15 protein-coding genes are annotated in these 15,937 nt (G+C 66.7%); 5 read left to right on the top strand and 10 right to left on the bottom strand.

Going from position 1 to position 15,937, the window contains the following annotated elements; all coding sequences use genetic code 11:
- The first annotated feature begins 32 nt into the window (after window positions 1-32).
- Complete coding sequence (locus E2481_RS14070) at window positions 33-1,748, top strand: methyl-accepting chemotaxis protein (RefSeq protein ID WP_169302453.1); 1,716 nt, start codon at window positions 33-35, stop codon at window positions 1,746-1,748.
- 22 nt (window positions 1,749-1,770) lie between these two features.
- On the opposite strand, the gene E2481_RS14065 is transcribed toward E2481_RS14070, so the two are convergent.
- Window positions 1,771-2,751, bottom strand: coding sequence for a transcription initiation factor IIB (locus tag E2481_RS14065; protein WP_136717790.1), 981 nt, complete (start codon window positions 2,749-2,751; stop codon window positions 1,771-1,773).
- Window positions 2,752-3,016: 265 nt separating this feature from the next.
- Between E2481_RS14065 and gatC the strand changes: the two genes are divergently transcribed.
- The 3 genes from gatC (at window position 3,017) to E2481_RS18755 (ending at window position 4,801) form a co-directional block, all read left to right on the top strand.
- Window positions 3,017-3,295 carry an Asp-tRNA(Asn)/Glu-tRNA(Gln) amidotransferase subunit GatC gene (gene gatC, locus E2481_RS14060; RefSeq protein ID WP_136717789.1) on the top strand — a complete coding sequence of 93 codons (279 nt, stop codon included), beginning with the start codon at window positions 3,017-3,019 and terminating at the stop codon, window positions 3,293-3,295.
- Between the two features lie 3 nt (window positions 3,296-3,298).
- Complete coding sequence (gatA, locus tag E2481_RS14055; protein ID WP_136717788.1) at window positions 3,299-4,576, top strand: Asp-tRNA(Asn)/Glu-tRNA(Gln) amidotransferase subunit GatA; 1,278 nt, start codon at window positions 3,299-3,301, stop codon at window positions 4,574-4,576.
- Between the two features lie 75 nt (window positions 4,577-4,651).
- Complete coding sequence (locus E2481_RS18755) at window positions 4,652-4,801, top strand: hypothetical protein (RefSeq protein WP_169302452.1); 150 nt, start codon at window positions 4,652-4,654, stop codon at window positions 4,799-4,801.
- Window positions 4,802-4,850: 49 nt separating this feature from the next.
- Here E2481_RS18755 and E2481_RS14050 read toward each other — a convergent pair whose 3' ends face one another.
- The 6 genes from E2481_RS14050 to E2481_RS14025 form a co-directional block, all read right to left on the bottom strand.
- Entirely contained in the window at window positions 4,851-5,201 is a 351-nt protein-coding gene (locus E2481_RS14050; RefSeq protein WP_136717787.1) for a helix-turn-helix transcriptional regulator, read from the bottom strand.
- A gap of 58 nt (window positions 5,202-5,259) precedes the next feature.
- Entirely contained in the window at window positions 5,260-6,000 is a 741-nt protein-coding gene (locus E2481_RS14045; protein ID WP_136717786.1) for an NRDE family protein, read from the bottom strand.
- 46 nt (window positions 6,001-6,046) lie between these two features.
- Window positions 6,047-7,540 carry an o-succinylbenzoate--CoA ligase gene (menE, locus tag E2481_RS14040; RefSeq protein ID WP_136717785.1) on the bottom strand — a complete coding sequence of 498 codons (1,494 nt, stop codon included), beginning with the start codon at window positions 7,538-7,540 and terminating at the stop codon, window positions 6,047-6,049.
- Complete coding sequence (locus tag E2481_RS14035; protein ID WP_136717855.1) at window positions 7,540-8,562, bottom strand: mandelate racemase/muconate lactonizing enzyme family protein; 1,023 nt, start codon at window positions 8,560-8,562, stop codon at window positions 7,540-7,542. The genes menE and E2481_RS14035 overlap by 1 nt, the downstream gene beginning before the upstream one ends.
- Entirely contained in the window at window positions 8,562-9,512 is a 951-nt protein-coding gene (locus tag E2481_RS14030) for a 1,4-dihydroxy-2-naphthoate polyprenyltransferase (RefSeq protein WP_136717784.1), read from the bottom strand. Before E2481_RS14030 ends, E2481_RS14035 begins: the two co-directional genes overlap by 1 nt.
- Before the next feature lie 545 nt (window positions 9,513-10,057).
- The gene (locus tag E2481_RS14025) at window positions 10,058-10,933 is read right to left on the bottom strand and encodes a 1,4-dihydroxy-2-naphthoyl-CoA synthase (protein ID WP_136717783.1); all 876 of its coding nucleotides are present in this window, start codon (window positions 10,931-10,933) and stop codon (window positions 10,058-10,060) included.
- A 159-nt stretch (window positions 10,934-11,092) separates the two neighbouring features.
- Here E2481_RS14025 and E2481_RS14020 point away from each other — a divergent pair, with 159 nt between their 5' ends.
- Window positions 11,093-12,022, top strand: coding sequence for a J domain-containing protein (locus tag E2481_RS14020; RefSeq protein ID WP_136717782.1), 930 nt, complete (start codon window positions 11,093-11,095; stop codon window positions 12,020-12,022).
- Window positions 12,023-12,037: 15 nt separating this feature from the next.
- Here the strand turns inward: E2481_RS14020 and menD are convergent, their stop codons facing one another.
- The 3 genes from menD to E2481_RS14005 form a co-directional block, all read right to left on the bottom strand.
- The gene (gene menD / locus E2481_RS14015) at window positions 12,038-13,810 is read right to left on the bottom strand and encodes a 2-succinyl-5-enolpyruvyl-6-hydroxy-3-cyclohexene-1-carboxylic-acid synthase (RefSeq protein WP_136717781.1); all 1,773 of its coding nucleotides are present in this window, start codon (window positions 13,808-13,810) and stop codon (window positions 12,038-12,040) included.
- A gap of 6 nt (window positions 13,811-13,816) precedes the next feature.
- The gene (locus E2481_RS14010; RefSeq protein ID WP_136717780.1) at window positions 13,817-15,166 is read right to left on the bottom strand and encodes an isochorismate synthase; all 1,350 of its coding nucleotides are present in this window, start codon (window positions 15,164-15,166) and stop codon (window positions 13,817-13,819) included.
- 65 nt (window positions 15,167-15,231) lie between these two features.
- Window positions 15,232-15,828, bottom strand: a complete 597-nt coding sequence (locus E2481_RS14005) for a sulfite oxidase-like oxidoreductase (protein ID WP_136717779.1) — start codon at window positions 15,826-15,828, stop codon at window positions 15,232-15,234.
- Window positions 15,829-15,937 lie beyond the last annotated feature (109 nt).

Raw genomic sequence — 15,937 nt, 5'->3', positions numbered from 1 at the left:
GCCCAGCGATGTTGCTATCATTATTGAGCCGGATGACAGGAAGTAGTGAGGCACAGGCCGCGACGGAGTCGGTCGAAACCAGCGAGCGACAGGCGTCGGCCGAGGGCGACGCCGTCGTGAGCGACGGCGGGAGTGTCACCGCACAGCGTAGCGGCGACGCTGGACCGTCGCTCGACCACGATGACCAGTACTACCAGGAGACGGCCGCGCCGACCGATATTACCCCCGGGGAAGTCGGAGCGTCGGTCCGAGCGAACCTCGAACAGGTTCTCAACGCCTCGGGGACGGCGATGCGAATCATCGGGCCGGAGTTCAACGTCATCATGCAAAACGACATGATGGCCGAGATGTCCGGCGTCGACGACGAGATGCTCGACGAAGTGCCCTGTTACGGGGCGATGTGCAACGACGACGTCTGTGGAACCGACAGCTGTACCCTCAAACAGCTCATGGCCGGCGAGCGCGAGCGGATCGAGGTCGAAGTCGAGAAAGACACCTACGACGGGCGAACCGTCCCCACGAAACTCGTCGCGACTGCCATCGAGAACGACGAGGGCGAGGTCGTCGCCATTTCGGAGAGTTTCATCGACCTCTCGGACATGAAGTCCGCGACCGAGCAGTTCAACGACGTCGTCGACGACATCTCCGAGGGGAACCTCGACACCGAAGTCGACACCGCGAACCTGGACTGGTACTACGAGGAGATGGGCGAATCCCTCAACGAGATGATCGCCGTGGTCGAGGAAGCGATGGAGACGCTGGACCTGATCACGGACGACCTGCGGGACAAGCGGTTTGACGCGGACCGAGACGTCGAGTTGCCCGGTCTCTTCGGCAAGATCGTCGACGACCTCGACCACACCGCAGCAGGGATGATAGACGAGATGCAGCGTCGTCGATCGGTCGCCAACGGCGTCCAGTCGTCCGTCGACGACCTGCTGGCGACCTCCGAGGACGTGGCTGGTGACTCCGAGGACATCACCGCGCTCGTCGAGGAGCAACACGAGAGTATGCAAGATATCTCCTCGGAAATCTCGAATCTCTCTGCGACCGTCGAAGAGATCGCCTCGAGCGCCGAAGAGGTAAACGCCTCCAGCGAACAGGCCGAACGCCTGGCCGACGAGGGTCGCGACTCCGCCGAAGACGTGATCCACGTCATGGAGAACATCGACACGGCCGCAGCCGAGGTGACCGACGACGTCGACCGACTCCGCGAGGCCGTCGCGGAGATCGACGAGATCGTCGACGTGATCAACGACATCGCCGAGCAGACGAACATCCTGGCGCTGAACGCCTCCATCGAGGCCGCTCGCGCGGGCGAGGCCGGCGAAGGGTTCGCCGTCGTCGCCGACGAGGTGAAATCGCTGGCAGAGAAATCACAGGACCACGCCAGCGAAATCGAGTCGGTCGTCGCGACCATCAGCGAGGACACCGAGGAGACAGTCGCCAGCCTCGAAGAGGCGAACGCGGAGATCGACACGGGCCGGGAGATGGTCGAAGAGTCGATGCGGACGCTCGAAGAGATCCACACTGCCGTCGGCGAGACCGCACACGGCATCGACGAGGTCGCCGAGGCGACCGACGAACAGGCCCACAGCACCGAACAGGTCGCGGGAATGATAGACGAGACCGTCCGGAAAGCAGACCGGATTTCCAACCGGGCCATCGAGGTGACCGAACTCAACGAGTCACAGGTCGATCAGGTACACAGTATCGAAACCGACGTACAGCGTCTCTTAGAGGAGTGAATCCGGTGGCTGGGGGACGCTGTCACTCCAGCATCTGGCCTTCGGTGTCCAACAGCTCGTGATACCGGTTGCGGATGGTGACTTCGCTGATGCTCGCGACGTCGCTGACAGCCGACTGGGTGACCTTCTCGTTGGCCAGCAGGGACGCAGCGTACACTGCGGCGGCCGCCAGTCCAACCGGACTTTTCCCGCTGTGGATGCCCTGCTGTTTCGCCGTTTCGAGGAGTTCGCGTGCCCGCCGTTCGACCTCGTCGGAGAGCTCGAGATCGGAGGCGAACCGGGGAACGTAGCTCGCGGGATCGGCCGGCTGAATCTCAAGGCTCAGCTCGCGAACCACGTACCGGTACGTGCGAGCGATCTCGTCTTTCTCGACCCGGGAAACGCCCTCGATCTCGTCTAAGCTCCGCGGCGTGCCAGCCTGGCGTGCGGCGGCGTACAGCGACGACGTAGCGACCCCCTCGATAGACCGCCCGGGCAGGAGGTCCTCGTCGAGCGCGCGGCGATAGATGACGCTGGCTGTCTCGCGGACGTTCTCGGGCAGGCCGAGCGCCGAGGCCATGCGGTCGATCTCGCCGAGCGCCTGCTTGAGGTTGCGCTCTTTCGAATCCCGGGTGCGGAACCGCTCGTTCCAGGTGCGCAGTCGCTGCATCTTCTCGCGCTGGCGTGAGGACAGCGAGTTGCCGTAGGCGTCCTTGTCCTGCCAGCCGATGTTGGTCGAAAGCCCCTTGTCGTGCATCATGTTCGTGGTCGGGGCGCCGACGCGGCTCTTCTCGTCTTTCTCGGAGGCGTCGAACGCGCGCCACTCCGGCCCGGGATCGATCTCGTCCTCGGAGACGACCAGGCCACACTCCTCACAGACAGTCTCGCCCCGCTCGGAATCCGTCACTACGGACCCACCGCACTCAGGACAGACGAGTCGCTCCTCGTCCGCCTCGGCGGTCTCTTCGTCCTGGCTCTCGCTGACGCGGCCGCCCGTGTACTCCCTGATAGTGGTGTCAGTCATTGGTTGAATCGACGGGCACTGGTGCCCAGAGAACTGTTAAATACAATGTTATGTTGTGGCTACGGCGACTTAAAACTTTCGACAGTTTGAGTCCCTGTAGTGGCCGAAATCGACTGTTCACGCCTCGCGCACGAACGCACGAGATCAGGCATCGATTGCCGGTTCAAGGGCGAGATGTGCAGTTCTGTCCCCGTCGGAAATAACGGGGCGGGAGGCGGGGGAATCGACCGAAACCCTTACCGCTGGCCCGGGCCTGCCGGCGAGTATGAGCGATTCGGCCGTCGATCCCGAGGAAGTCCGCCACGTCGCCTCGCTGGCCCGCGTCGACCTCGACGCCGAGGAAGTCGAGCGGTTCACCGAGCAGTTCGCCGACATCCTCGATTCGTTCGAGCGACTCGACGAGGTCCCCGAGACCGAGGCTGAACCGGACCTGACGAACGTGATGCGCCCCGATGAGGAGCGGGAGCCTCTCAGCCAGGACGAGGCCCTGGAAAACGCCCCTGAGAGCGAAGCGGGCTATTTCAAAGGACCGAAGGTCTCGTAACCGATGTCGTACAACGTCTACATCTCCGAGGAATCCGTCGACGGCGACAGTGACGGCCCGCTAGCCGGCCGAACCGTCGCGGTGAAGGACAACATCTCGACCGAAGGGGTCCGGACGACCTGCGGGTCCGCGATGCTCGAGGACTACGTTCCCCCCTACGACGCGACGGTCGTCGAGCGGCTGAAAGACGCCGGCGCGACCGTCTCCGGGAAGACCAACATGGACGAGTTCGGCATGGGGACGACGAACGAAACGTCCGCGTTCGGGCCGGTCGAGAACCCCGTTGCCGAGGGGAGAGTCCCGGGCGGCTCGTCCGGCGGCTCGGCCGCAGCCGTCGCGGCCGGCGAGGCCGACCTCGCGCTCGGTTCGGACACCGGCGGCTCGGTGCGCTGTCCCGCGGCCTTCTGCGGCGTGGTCGGGATCAAGCCCACCTACGGCCTGGTCTCGCGCTACGGGCTGGTCGCGTACGCGAACTCGCTGGAGCAGATCGGTCCGTTTGCGCCGACGGTGGAGGAGGCCGCGGAACTGCTGGAGGTCATCGCCGGACCCGACGAACACGACGCGACCACTCGCGATGCACGCGAGGAGGGAACGGACTACGACTTCGCGGCCGCCGCGGACGGCGACGTGGAGGGCCTGGAGATCGGCGTCCCCACCGAACTGCTCGACGGCGCGGACGAGGGCGTCGTCGAGACGTTCTGGGACGCCATCGCCGAGCTCGAAGCGCAGGGTGCCAGCTACCACGAGGTCGACCTCCCGTCGCTCGAACACGCGGTCGAGGCCTACTACGTCATCGCCATGTCGGAGGCCTCCTCGAACCTGGCGCGGTTCGACGGCGTCCGGTACGGCCAGTCGGGCGGCTACGAGGGCAACTGGAACGAGTCGTTCGCGAAAGCCCGCGAGGAGGGCTTCGGCGAGGAGGTCAAGCGCCGGGTCCTCCTCGGGACGTACGCGCTCTCGGCCGGCTATCACGACAAGTACTACAAGAAGGCCCAGGACGCCCGGGCGTGGGTCAAACAGGACTTCGACGAGGCGCTCGACGATGCCGACGTGCTCGCCTCGCCGACGATGCCGATCCCGCCGATGAAGCTCGGCGAGAGCCTGGACGATCCCATGAAGATGTACCTGGCCGACTGCAACACGACGCCGGTGAACCTGGCGAACCTGCCCGCCATCTCGGTCCCGGCGGGCGAGACCGACGAAGGTCCCGTCGGCCTCCAGCTCATCGGACCGGCGTTCGGCGAGAAGACGATCATCCGCGCGGGGAGCGCACTGGCCTGATACCGTCGGTCCGCTCGTGTGCGACGACCGCACGCTCGGCGAAAGGTCAATCCGGTATCGGACCGAAGCGAACGTATGGCAACCGAATCGAGTGACGCCGAGGTCGAAACCGACGGAACCGTCGAGCGACCGGCGTTCCGAGGCTGTGTCTTCTGTTACGGCGCGGAGATGACGTACTACGGGGCGCGGAAACTGTCGAGTCGGCTCACCTCGAAAAGCGAGTGACCGACTGGCGGATCGCGTTCAGTCGAGAACTGTGCCGCTACGGACCGCGTTACTCCTCGTAGGCGAGGTTCATGACCCACTGCGAGAAGGCGTCGGAGTGTGGGTCGACTTCCTCGTCGCCGATAAACGGGGACAACATGTCGCCGGCCATCAGCAACGAGAAGTCCAGGTCGCGCGGCGCGGGCGTGAGATGATAGGTGTTGTGGCCCTCGTAGATCGTTTCTTCCCGCTGGATGAGTCCCTTCTCGGCGAGTGACTCGACGATTCGGCTTCCCTTCCGCGAAGAGACGTCGAGTTCCTTCCAGAACTCGCTCTGATGGATCCCCCCGGTTTCGCGGACGAGTTCCAGTCCGGCACGCTCGTCTTCAGTGAGGTTTTCTTCCGACGCTGCCATGCTCATATCATTCCTGGGACGCTCTCACGCTTAAAACTGGCTTTCGATGCGACGAGTGCGTTTTTCACAGGTCCGCATCGACGCTGTGGTACTCGGTTTCACACGGCGGCCCGGGCGCGAAGCGGTAGTTCGCTCCACCTGGACCGATCGTTAGCAGGGAGGAGGAACGCGTCCCGAACCGGTCGTGGTGGACGCAGACGCCGTACTCGTGGTCGCTGATGACGTCGGCCGCTCGTTCGAGCCACGTCCCGGCCCGCTCCCCGGGTTCGGGCTGGAGCGCGGTTCGGACCGCGGTCGCGTTTTCGGCCTGCTGCTGGCCCGCATCCGGCCGGTGGCTCGGGACGAAGAAATCGCCGTCGGCACCAACGTTCACGACGACGTGGACGCCAGGGTCGAGGTTCCGGACCGCGAGCCGGCCGCCCCATTCCAGCAACACGGCCGCACTGCTGTCGGCGACGACGAGATTGAACCCCTCGAACTCGTGGGCGTCGACCTCGCGTTCGACGAACCGGGCGGCGTCCTCGGCGCTCTCGTGTTCGAGGACGTCACGGACGAGCAGCCCGCGCGAGCGGTCGCCCGCGAGGTCGGCGTCCACCCAGCGGTTCGTGATGGCGGCGAAGACGCCGTGTTCGTTGTACCCGATCCAGGTGCCCCCCGCGTCTCCGTCCTGGGGGGCGACGATTCGAGGGTCATTGGCGATCGTCGCGGGCGGTTCGGACGGACGGTCGAGCAACTCGTCGCGGTTCGCCGCGACGGCGACGGGCGTGTCGGCGAAGACCTGCCAGGCGATGACGAGCGTACACACGACCCCCTATAGACAGTCTCCTCGGTTAAGCGTCGGGGTCGGGCAGTCACCGCAGTTGGTCGCGCACGGCGTCGCGATCGACCGTCCCGGAGGCCGTTCGCGGGAGTTCGTCGGCGAACCCGAGCGTCCGCGGCAGTTTGAACCCCGCCAGATGGTCGCGACAGTACTCCTCGACGTCGCCCTGGTCTATCGTGGCTCCGTCCCGTGGGACGACGAGCGCGCCGACGCGTTCGCCCCACTCGGCGTCGTCGAGGCCGACGACCGCAGCGTCCACGATGTCGGCGTGGTTCCTGAGTACGTCGACGACCTCTCCGGGGTCGACGTTCTCCCCGCCGCTGACGATCCGGTCGTCCTTTCGATTGGACACCCAGAGCCGTCCCTCGGCGTCCCGGTACCCGATGTCGCCCGTGAACAGCCCCCGCTCTCCGAACGCCGCGTCCGTCCGCTCGGCGTCCAGATACCCCGGCGTCACGGTCGGCCCGGAGACGACGAGTTCGCCCGACTCGCCGGGGTCGCAGTCATCCCCGTTCTCGTCGACCACGGTCACGTCCGTACACAGGAGCGGCTGCCCGACTGTGCCCTCGTGGGAAACGGTCTGCTCGGGCGTTGCCGTCGCGATCTGTGACGCGGTTTCGGTCATGCCGTAGGTGGGGTGAACCGGAACGCCGACGGACTCAGAGCGGTCGAGTAGTTCGGCTGGGGCGGGCGCACCACCGAGCAGTACGAACCGGAGGCCCTCGGGCGGCGTCCAGCCGGCGTCGAGCAATCGGCCGAGCATCGTCGGGACCAGCGAGATGCCAGTGACCTCGTACTGGTCCATCACAGCCGCTGTCTCGTGGGGGGCGAAGTCTTCCTGGATCACGACCGTCGTTCCGTAGAGGACGGACCGGACGACCGGGGCGAGTCCGCCCATGTGGTACATCGGGAGACAGCAGAGCCAGCGGTCGCCCGGAATGACACCGAGTCGGAACGCGGAGGCGGTCGCACTGGCCAGTAGATTCCCCACCGTCAACCGCACGCCTTTGGGCTGGCCCGTAGTTCCAGAGGTGAACATGACGAGCGCCTCGGTATCCCGGGTCAGTGTCGCGGGGTCGCTGGCCGCGTCGGCATCGGCTGTCAATTCCGTGACCTCGGCCCGGTCGCTGTCGTCGACCGTCGCTACCGGGCTGTCGGCCACTTCGACGGCCGTCGGCTCCGTCTCGGACCCGCAGATCAGCAGGTCCAGTCCGACTCGGCCGATTCGGGCGGCGAGTTCCTCGACTGTCAGGCGGACGTTGAGCGGGACTAGTCGACCCCCGAGTCGCTGGACGGCGAAGAACACCTCGGCGAACGCGAGGCGCGTATCGAGTAGAATGCCGACAGTTGGGGCCGTCCCACACTGTTGCTCGATCGCAGCGGCTCGCCGATCGACAGCGGTATCGAGCTCCCAAAAGGTCCTCGTTTCGCCGGTCTCGGCCTCGACGACGGCGGTTCGTTCGGGCGTCGACGCCGCACGGTGAGCGACGAGGTCCTGCGTCGGCCAGTCGACCGGGGATTCCATTACCCGGTCAGTTCGACGCCCAGACCTTTGTTCTGTGGGACTTCGATCCGACCGTCGGCGACCGGTGCCGGGTCCGGACCCAGATCGTCGGCGAGCCAGTCGGCCGTGGCCAGCCCACAGGCCGGCACCTCCGGAATCGCGGCCGCGACGTGGACGGCTCCGGTCCGAGCGACGACGCTGTCGACGGTCGTCGAGACGACCGGGGTGACGCCGGCCTGGCGCGCCTGTTTGGCGGCCATCCGGGCGCGGTCCGGGCCGCCGAGCGCCATCGGCTTGAGAACGAGGTAGTCGGCGGCCTCGGCGGCCAGCACGTCCGTCACCGACCGACTGGACAACGACTCGTCCAGCGCGACGGCGACACCATCGTCCCGGAGTCCGGACAGGTCCGGGATGTCGTCGGCCGGAAGCGGTTGTTCGACGTATTCCAGATCAAGCGAAGCGATTCCCTCGAAGGCACGCTCTGCCTCTTCCCGCGACCAGGCTCCGTTCGCGTCGGCGCGGAGGGTCACCTCGTCGCCGAGGGCCGCTCTGACCGCACGGAGACGGTCGACGTCCTCTTCGACGGGGCGAGCCCCCACTTTGACCTTGACGCAGTCGAAGCCGGATTCGACGGCTGTGGTCGCCTGCTCCCTCGTCGCTTCAGTCGATCCATCGCCGACCGTCGCGTTGACCGGGACGCGGCGGACCAGTCGCTCGTTGCCGAGGTACCGGTAGAGCGGTTTGTTCCCAGTCTTGGCACGAGCGTCGGCGAGCGCCAGCGAGAGGGCGTGTCGGGCGGCCGGCGCGTTCGTCTCGCTCAAGGCCACGCCCCAGTCCTCGTCCCAGGCGAGTTCCAGCGCCCACTCCAGGGCTTCCCGGCAATCGTCCAGCGATTCCGTCCAGCCGGGAAGCGGCGTCGCCTCACCGAGACCGACCGCCTCGGCGTACTGGATCTTGACCAGAAACCCCTCGCGCTCTTCGATGGTACCGCGGGCGGTCGAGAGCGGACGCGCCAGTTCGACGGTGAAGGGTTCGATGTCAATCATGGGAGTGCCAGCCCGATTGCGAACAGCGCCGAGTGGAGCGCCAGCAGTTGCCCGGTCCGTTCCAGCGCGGGGTTGAGCGCCTCGCCGTCGGTCCGGGAGAAGACCGTTCGACCGAGGCCGACGGCCAGCGGCAGCGTCACCAGCGGCAACAACGCCCACAGTCCGAACTTGGGGTTCAGGGCGAACAGCACGGGGACGACGTAGGCCATCCCGACCATTGCGAGCCATTCGACCCGGCTCCAGGTGTACCCGAGCATGACCGCGAGCGTCTTCTTGCCGGCCGCCGCATCGCTCTCCCGATCGCGGATGTTGTTGACGACCAGGATCGCCGTCGAGAGTCCCGCGGCCGGCAGGCTGGCGACGAACGCTTCGACGGTGACCGTGCCGGCCGGAATCCCGAGCGCTAACGGTTCGACGCCCGGCAGCGTCGCCGCTGCCTGGACGTAGTAGGTCCCCATCACGGCGACGAGGCCGAAGTAAACGAACACGAACAGGTCGCCCAGGCCCCGGTAGCCGTAGGGGTACGGTCCGCCCGTGTAGGCGATGCCAGCCGCGATGCTGGAGAGGCCGACGATCACGATCGGAAGCCCGCCGACGTAGACCAGATACAGGCCGACGACCATCGCCAACGCGTAGGTCGCCGCCATCGCCTGCTTGACGCGTGCGGGTTCGATGAGTCCGCCGGCAGTCACGCGCGTGAAGCCCTCGCGCTCGGCGGTATCGGCCCCGTTGACCGCGTCGAAGTAGTCGTTCGCGAAGTTGGTCCCGACCTGGAGCAAGAGCGCCCCGAGCAGCGCCGCGACGGCCGGCAGCGCGGCGAACACGCCGCTGTGAACCGCAAGCCCCGTTCCGACGATGACGGGTGCCGCTCCCGCGGGGAGCGTCTGCGGTCGCGCGGCCATCAGCCAGGCTCTCGTTCGGGATACCTCGGCGTCAGCCGTAGCCATTACGACCGTCTTCGTTCCCCAGCCGTGTGAAGGTTGCCACTCCACCTTTTTCTGCGTCGGGTGCCCTCGCGCGCTTTGCGCGCTGTGGGCACCGCTCCTTGAAAAACGTGGGCGAAAAAAGCCGGACGCTCGCCTGCTCACGGGCTTCGCCCGTTCGCTTCGAGGCGCTCCCTACAGTCGCGCCTCGCCCGCCTCGCGTCCGGTGAACCGTTTCGCGCGCCGAGCGCGCTCGACGGACGCTATTTCTAACTAAACAAACGGCAACTCACACTCCTATTTCACCTAGAGTGCGCTGGTCACGGCGTTCATACCCCAACTGAGTTCTGCGAGGAGTGAGCATCGCAGGGAGTGTGTTTTGTTACACGAGCGAGAAGCGAGTCGGTTGGGGTGGCCAGTGGCAGACGCTCCGTGCGGTGCTGTTGGTAGCAAGCACAGCAACCGAGAGCGCGCTCTGCGCGCTCTCGGCCTTTTTTGGTCCAGATTTTTTGGCGGGGGTTGAGCGCTCGCCGCAGGCGAGCGCGATTCCCCCGTGAAAAAAGGTGGTCTCAGTAGTGCCAGGGGAACTGCCCGAAGTTCGGCTGGCGGTTCTCGTTGAACGCGTCTCGGCCTTCCTGTGCTTCGGCCGTTCCGTAGCCCAGTCGCGTGGCCTCGCCGGCGAAGACCTGCTGGCCCATCATGCCGTCGTCGACCATGTTGAAGGCGTATTTGAGCATCCGAATCGCGGTCGGTGACTTGTTCATGATCGTCTCGGCCCAGGCGAGGGCTTCGTCTTCCAGTTCCTCGTGGGGCACCACGTCGTTGACCATGCCCATCTCCTCGGCCTCCTCGGCGTTGTAGGTCTTCCCCAGGAAGAACACCTCGCGGGCCTTCTTCTGGCCGATCTGTTTGGCGAGGTACGCCGATCCGAAGCCGGCGTCGAAGGAGGCAACGTCTGGGTCGGTCTGGAGGAACTTCGCGTGCTCCTCGGAGGCCAGCGTCATGTCACAGATGACGTGCAGGGAGTGGCCGCCGCCGACGGCCCACCCCGGCACGACGGCGACGACGACCTTCGGCATCGTCCGGATGAGCCGCTGGACCTCCAGGATGTGGAGCCGTCCGGTTTTGCCCTCCTCGTCGTACTCGTACCCGTCGGGGCCACGGACGCGCTGGTCGCCGCCGGAACAGAACGCCCACCCGTCGTCTTTCGACGAGGGGCCGTTCCCGGTAAGCAGGACACAACCCACGTCAGTCTGGCGCTTGGCGTGGTCGAGCGCCACGTACAGTTCGTCGACCGTCGGCGGGCGGAAGGCGTTGCGCACGTCCGGACGGTCGAAGGCGATGCGGACCGCGCCGGTGTCGACGGCGCGGTGGTAGGTGATATCCTCGAAGTCGAACTCGTCGACAGGCTCCCACCGCTCGGCGTCGAAAAGCTCTGAGACCATACGCCGACTCCGCCCCGCCCGATTATATAGGTTCCCCGTTGACGGCTCTCGGCGCTCCGAGCGGCCACTCGGGCACCGATCCACGGCCGCGTCGTGAGTCCGGTGCATGGAGAATCACTGCCGAGAACCGCAGGGAACCTTTTTGAGCGAACCGCGAAAATGACCGACAGCGAGAACGCCGCCCACAGGAACACTCCACTCACCTCCATGCCAGAGACGTTCTACGACACGCTCGGCGTCGGCGAGGACGCGACGACCGAAGAGATCCGGTCTGCCTACCGGGCGAAGGTCAAGGAGACTCATCCCGATGTCAGCAACGCCCCCGACGCACAACAGCGGTTCAAGCGCGTCAAACGTGCCAAAGAGGTGCTGACCGACGCGGAGGAACGCGACCGCTACGACAGACTGGGCCACCAGCAGTACGTCAGTATCGCCGACGGTGTCGTCGACGGGAGCCAGTACACTGCCGAGAAGGAGTCACCCCGCAACGGGACTGAAACGGGGACGAGCCGGTCCGGGTCGGGGAACCGATCGGATCGAGGCGACCGAGCGACCTCGGACCCGTTCGGGTGGTCGGACGGGGACGACACGGGGGCAGGGTCGGAACAGACTGCGGATGGTCAGTCGGGTGGTTCGGGAGACTGGACCGACGAGGATTCTGGGACCGCGGACTGGCAGCAGGGGACGGGCGGACGCCAGGCGACGGGTTCGAGCGGGTATGCGACGCGAACGACGTACGGTGACCAGTCGTTCGACCGGGTCCGGGTCCCGTTGACGCCGGCGACGCTCATCCAGATTGGTGCGATGTTCGTCCTCTATCCCGTCTTCCTCGTCGCCTCGGTCTTCCCGCTGTTTCCGACGGTCGTCAACGTCCTCGTCGGGATCTGTACGCTGTTCGTCGTCGCGTACCTGCTCTCGATTCCGGAGGTCGCCATCGTCGTGTTCGGTGCCTGGAGCCTGTTGACGCCGCTGCTTTTCCTCTCGCTGCCGGGACTCGCGCTGGTGAGTCTCTGGGGAATCGCCGCACTCGTCGCGACGTGGTTCCCATTCGGACTGGCACTGTTGACTCAGCACGCGCTGCGAACGTAGGCACGGTCTCGCCCGCTAGTTGTCGCTTATCTGCTCGCAGATTTCCTCGTGAATCCGCTCGCGCGTGCGGTGGCTGGCCTCGCCGTCCGTGCGAACCTCGATGACCTGGGTCCCGTCGCTCCCGACCGATTCGGTGAACGCCTCGCGGAACCGTTCTCCCGGGGCGACGCGTCGGAACCCCAGCCCGTAGAGGTCCCCCGTCGGCTCGAAGTCCAGCCCGTGGGGCGTCTTGAACTGCCCGGTAAACGGTGGGTCGAACGCCTCGATGGGGAGGAGGTGGAAGATCCCGCCGCCGTCGTTGTTGACGAGCACGATGGTCGCGTCGACCCCACAGCGGGCGATCGACAGCAGGCCGTTCATGTCGTGATAGTATGCCAGGTCGCCGGTGACCAGGACGAGTGGGTCGTCGGTCGCGCTGCCAGCACCGAGTGCTGAACTCGTGATGCCGTCGATACCGCTCGCCCCGCGGTTGCCGAGAACCGTCAGGTCGGCCGATCGCGGTCGTCCGAACCGGTCCAGGTCCCTGACTGGCATACTGTTCGAGACGAACACCGTCGACGGGTCCGGCGAGAGCGCGGCGACGTCAGCGAGTATCTCGCCCTCGAACGTCTCGTCCGCACGAGCGTCGTCGACGGCGTCCCAGTACTGCGCTTCAGCCGACGCGAAGCGGTCGCGGTACGCTCGGCCGCGCTCGGTGCTCTCGTCGAGGTGGCCGACCATCGACCGAGTCAACCGCGTCGGGTCGGCGACAACGAGGTCGGTCGCGGTGAACGCCGCCTCTCGCCACCCGCCGGCCGGGTCGACGACGACCTGGCGCTCGGCGCGGTCCCGGAGGTAGTGGCGCAGGACCTTCGACGTGGGCGAGGCTCCGATCCTGAAGACGAACTCGGGGGCCGCCCAGTCCTCGGCGGCATCGAGATACGAGTCGTACCCGCCACAGACTGTCACCCCCTCACGGTCGCAGTGGTCGCCGAACCGCAGTCCAGAGAGCGGGTCCGCCAGTATCGGGAACCCCGTCGCGGCAGCGAGGTCGACGATAGCTTCGGGATCAGGGGTTGGTACGTCTGCCGGTCCCGCGACGACGAGTCCGCGGGTCGCGTCCCCGGCCGCGTCGGCGAGGTCCCGAACCCGCTCCTCGGTCACCTCGGGTCGACCCTGCGTCGTCTTGACGAAGGGGCCGTCCCGTCCCTCGACGGCCAGCGGGGCCTCGGCAGCCAGGTCCGCCGGCACGTCACCGGGAACGTCGACCGGTTCGAGCGGCTTCCGGAACGGACAGTTGAGATGCACTGGCCCCACGGGCACGCCCGTCGAGCGACCGACGGCGCGGTCGATCGTCGTCCGTAACGACCGGAGTTTCCGGGCCGTGGGCTCCGGTTCGGGGAGCGTCCGGTCGAACCTGACGGCGTCGCCGTACAGCCCGTCCTGGTCGATGGTCTGGTTCGCGCCGCTGTCCCGGAGTTCCGGCGGCCGGTCGGCGGTCAGCACGACCAGCGGCACCCGGGACTGGTGGGCCTCGATGACGGCCGGGTGGAAGTTGGCCGCGGCGGTCCCCGAGGTACAGACGATCGCGGTGGGTTCGCCCGTGCGACGGCCCCGGCCGAGCGCGAAAAAGGCTGCCGAGCGCTCGTCGAGTACGGAAAAAGTCTCGATGTCGTCGTGGGCGTCGACGGCGACCGTCAGCGGCGTCGACCGACTGCCCGGCGCGACGACCGCGGCGGTGACGCCGCTTTCGACGAGTTCGTCGGCGATAACCTGTCCCCAGAGCGTGTTGCGATTCGGCGCGGTCATGGGTCCTTACGGGTCCTCGCCGGTCAGTTCGTCGAGGATCGGCCGGTACTTCGGCTGAACCTCCTCCCACTCTTCCTCCGGATCCGAGTCCGAGACGATGCCACAGCCGGCGAACAGCGTCGCCGACTTGCCGCCGGCGACGCCCGACCGGATGCCCACCGCGAACTCGCCGTCGCCGTTGCCGTCAAACCAGCCGACTGGGGCGGCGTACCAGCCGCGGTCGAACGTCTCCGTCTCCCGGATGACTTCCCAGGCCTTCCCCGGTGGCAGCCCGCCCACCGCCGGCGTCGGGTGGAGCGCCTCGACGATGCTCAGGACGTGTTCGTCCTCCGAGAGCGTCGCCGTGATCGGCGTCTGGAGGTGCTGGATGTTCGTCAACTTCCGGACGCTCTGCTCGCCCTCTCGTACTTCCCCCAGGGGCGACAGCTGATCCATGATTGCGTCGACGACGAGTCGCTGTTCGTGCTGGAGTTTCTCGCTCGCGCGCATTCCGTCGGCGAGGTCGGCGTCCGCTTCCGGGGTGTCTCCCCGTTCGACCGACCCCGCGAGGGCCTCCGTCTCGACCCGGCTACCCTCCAGCTTAACTAGCCGCTCGGGCGGCGGGCCGAAGAAGGCGGCTTCGTCGCCGGGCTGGACCAGGAAGCGATAACAGTTCGGATACGTCCGCCGGAGCCGTTCGAGCACGTCCGGGACCGACAGGTCGGCGGCGAGGTCGACCTCCAGCGCCGTCGCGAGGACGACCTTTCGGAGGTCGCCCGCCCCGATCCTATCGAGCGCGCGTTCGACCTGGTCTGTCCACTCGTCTTTGGGCGGGGTGACCCGTGTCTCGACGACGCCGGGCGGGCCACCGCTCGGACGCATCGTCGGGAGGGTCGACAGTTCCTCGACGGCGTCGTCAAGTCGCTTCTCGACCTGCGTGGGCGTTACGTCCTCGCCGTACGCCCGCACCGTCAGCCAGGTCGTCTCGCCGGCGTGGGTCAACTGCGTCCGGGGGAGCGTGAACGAAGCCGCCGGGAATCCCTCCCAGGGCGGTGCCTGTTCGTGGTTCTCGTTGAACGCGAGTCCGCCCAACAGTCGGGGTCGCGTCTCGGTCGGTCCGGTTCGGTCGACGTTCGCGAACGCCGTCGCCGCGCCTGCTCGGAGTTCGTCGAACCGGTCCGGGCCGTGGGCGGTCAGGCTCACTGCCGTCCCGCTCCCGACGATTTCGAGCCCGTCGGGGGCCGCCCAGTGGACCCGCGGTGCCGGTTGGCTGGCCAGAAACGCTCGATACGAGACGTCGGGGATCTCCCGGGTGCGACTGACGAGCACCGCACCCTCGCGTGGGGCCGCCCGATCCTCGCGCTGGGCCGGTTCCATCTGCCTCAACTCAGGGTTCCGCCCTCTTGAGAGTGTCCTTCCAGAACCGACATATCGGCCCGGGTCTAGCTGTAGCGCTCCTCGGCCCACGGGTTCGCCGACACCGAGTACCCGCGTCGCTCCCAGAATCCCCGCTCCGGTTCGGTGAGGAACTCGACGCCACAGACCCACTTCGCCCCTTTGTAGGCGTACTTGTGCGGCGTCACGACACGAAGCGGCCCGCCGTGGTCCGGCGGCAGGTCCTCGCCGTCGTAGCCCCACGCGAACAACACTTCGTCACGCATGCACGCCTCCAGCGGCAGATCCGTCGTGTAGTCGTCGAGCGCGACGAACATGACGTGACAGGCGTCGTCGTGGACGCCGGCCCGCTCGGCGAGTTCGGCGAACGGAACGCCGGTGAACTCGCAGTCGAACTTGCTCCAGCCGGTGACACAGTGGAAGTCCTGTCGCTGGGTCTCGGCGCGGAGGTCCCTGAACTCCGGCCAGGAGAACGTTAGCGGGTCCTCGACGGCACCGGTGACGGTGAAATCCCAGGTGTCCGGGTCCCAATCGGGGCGGCCGGACTTCGAGAGGACGGGAAAGTCGTCGGTTCGGTGCTGGCCCGGCGGCAACCGCTCCGCGCCGAACTCCTCGTAGATGTCGGTGACGTCGTTCGTCGTCACACTGTTACCTCGGTCGCGGTCGACCCTATGCGTGTCGACCCGCGCACGAGTGACGAAATCAATACTGTGGGGGTTCGGTCCGCACGGTTCATTCCATTCGAATACTTAT

This window comes from Halorientalis salina, assembly GCF_005049285.1.
GTDB lineage: Archaea > Halobacteriota > Halobacteria > Halobacteriales > Haloarculaceae > Halorientalis > Halorientalis salina.
The sequence above is the reverse complement of the archived record's forward strand: the minus strand, read 5'-3'. Positions and strand labels throughout refer to the sequence as shown.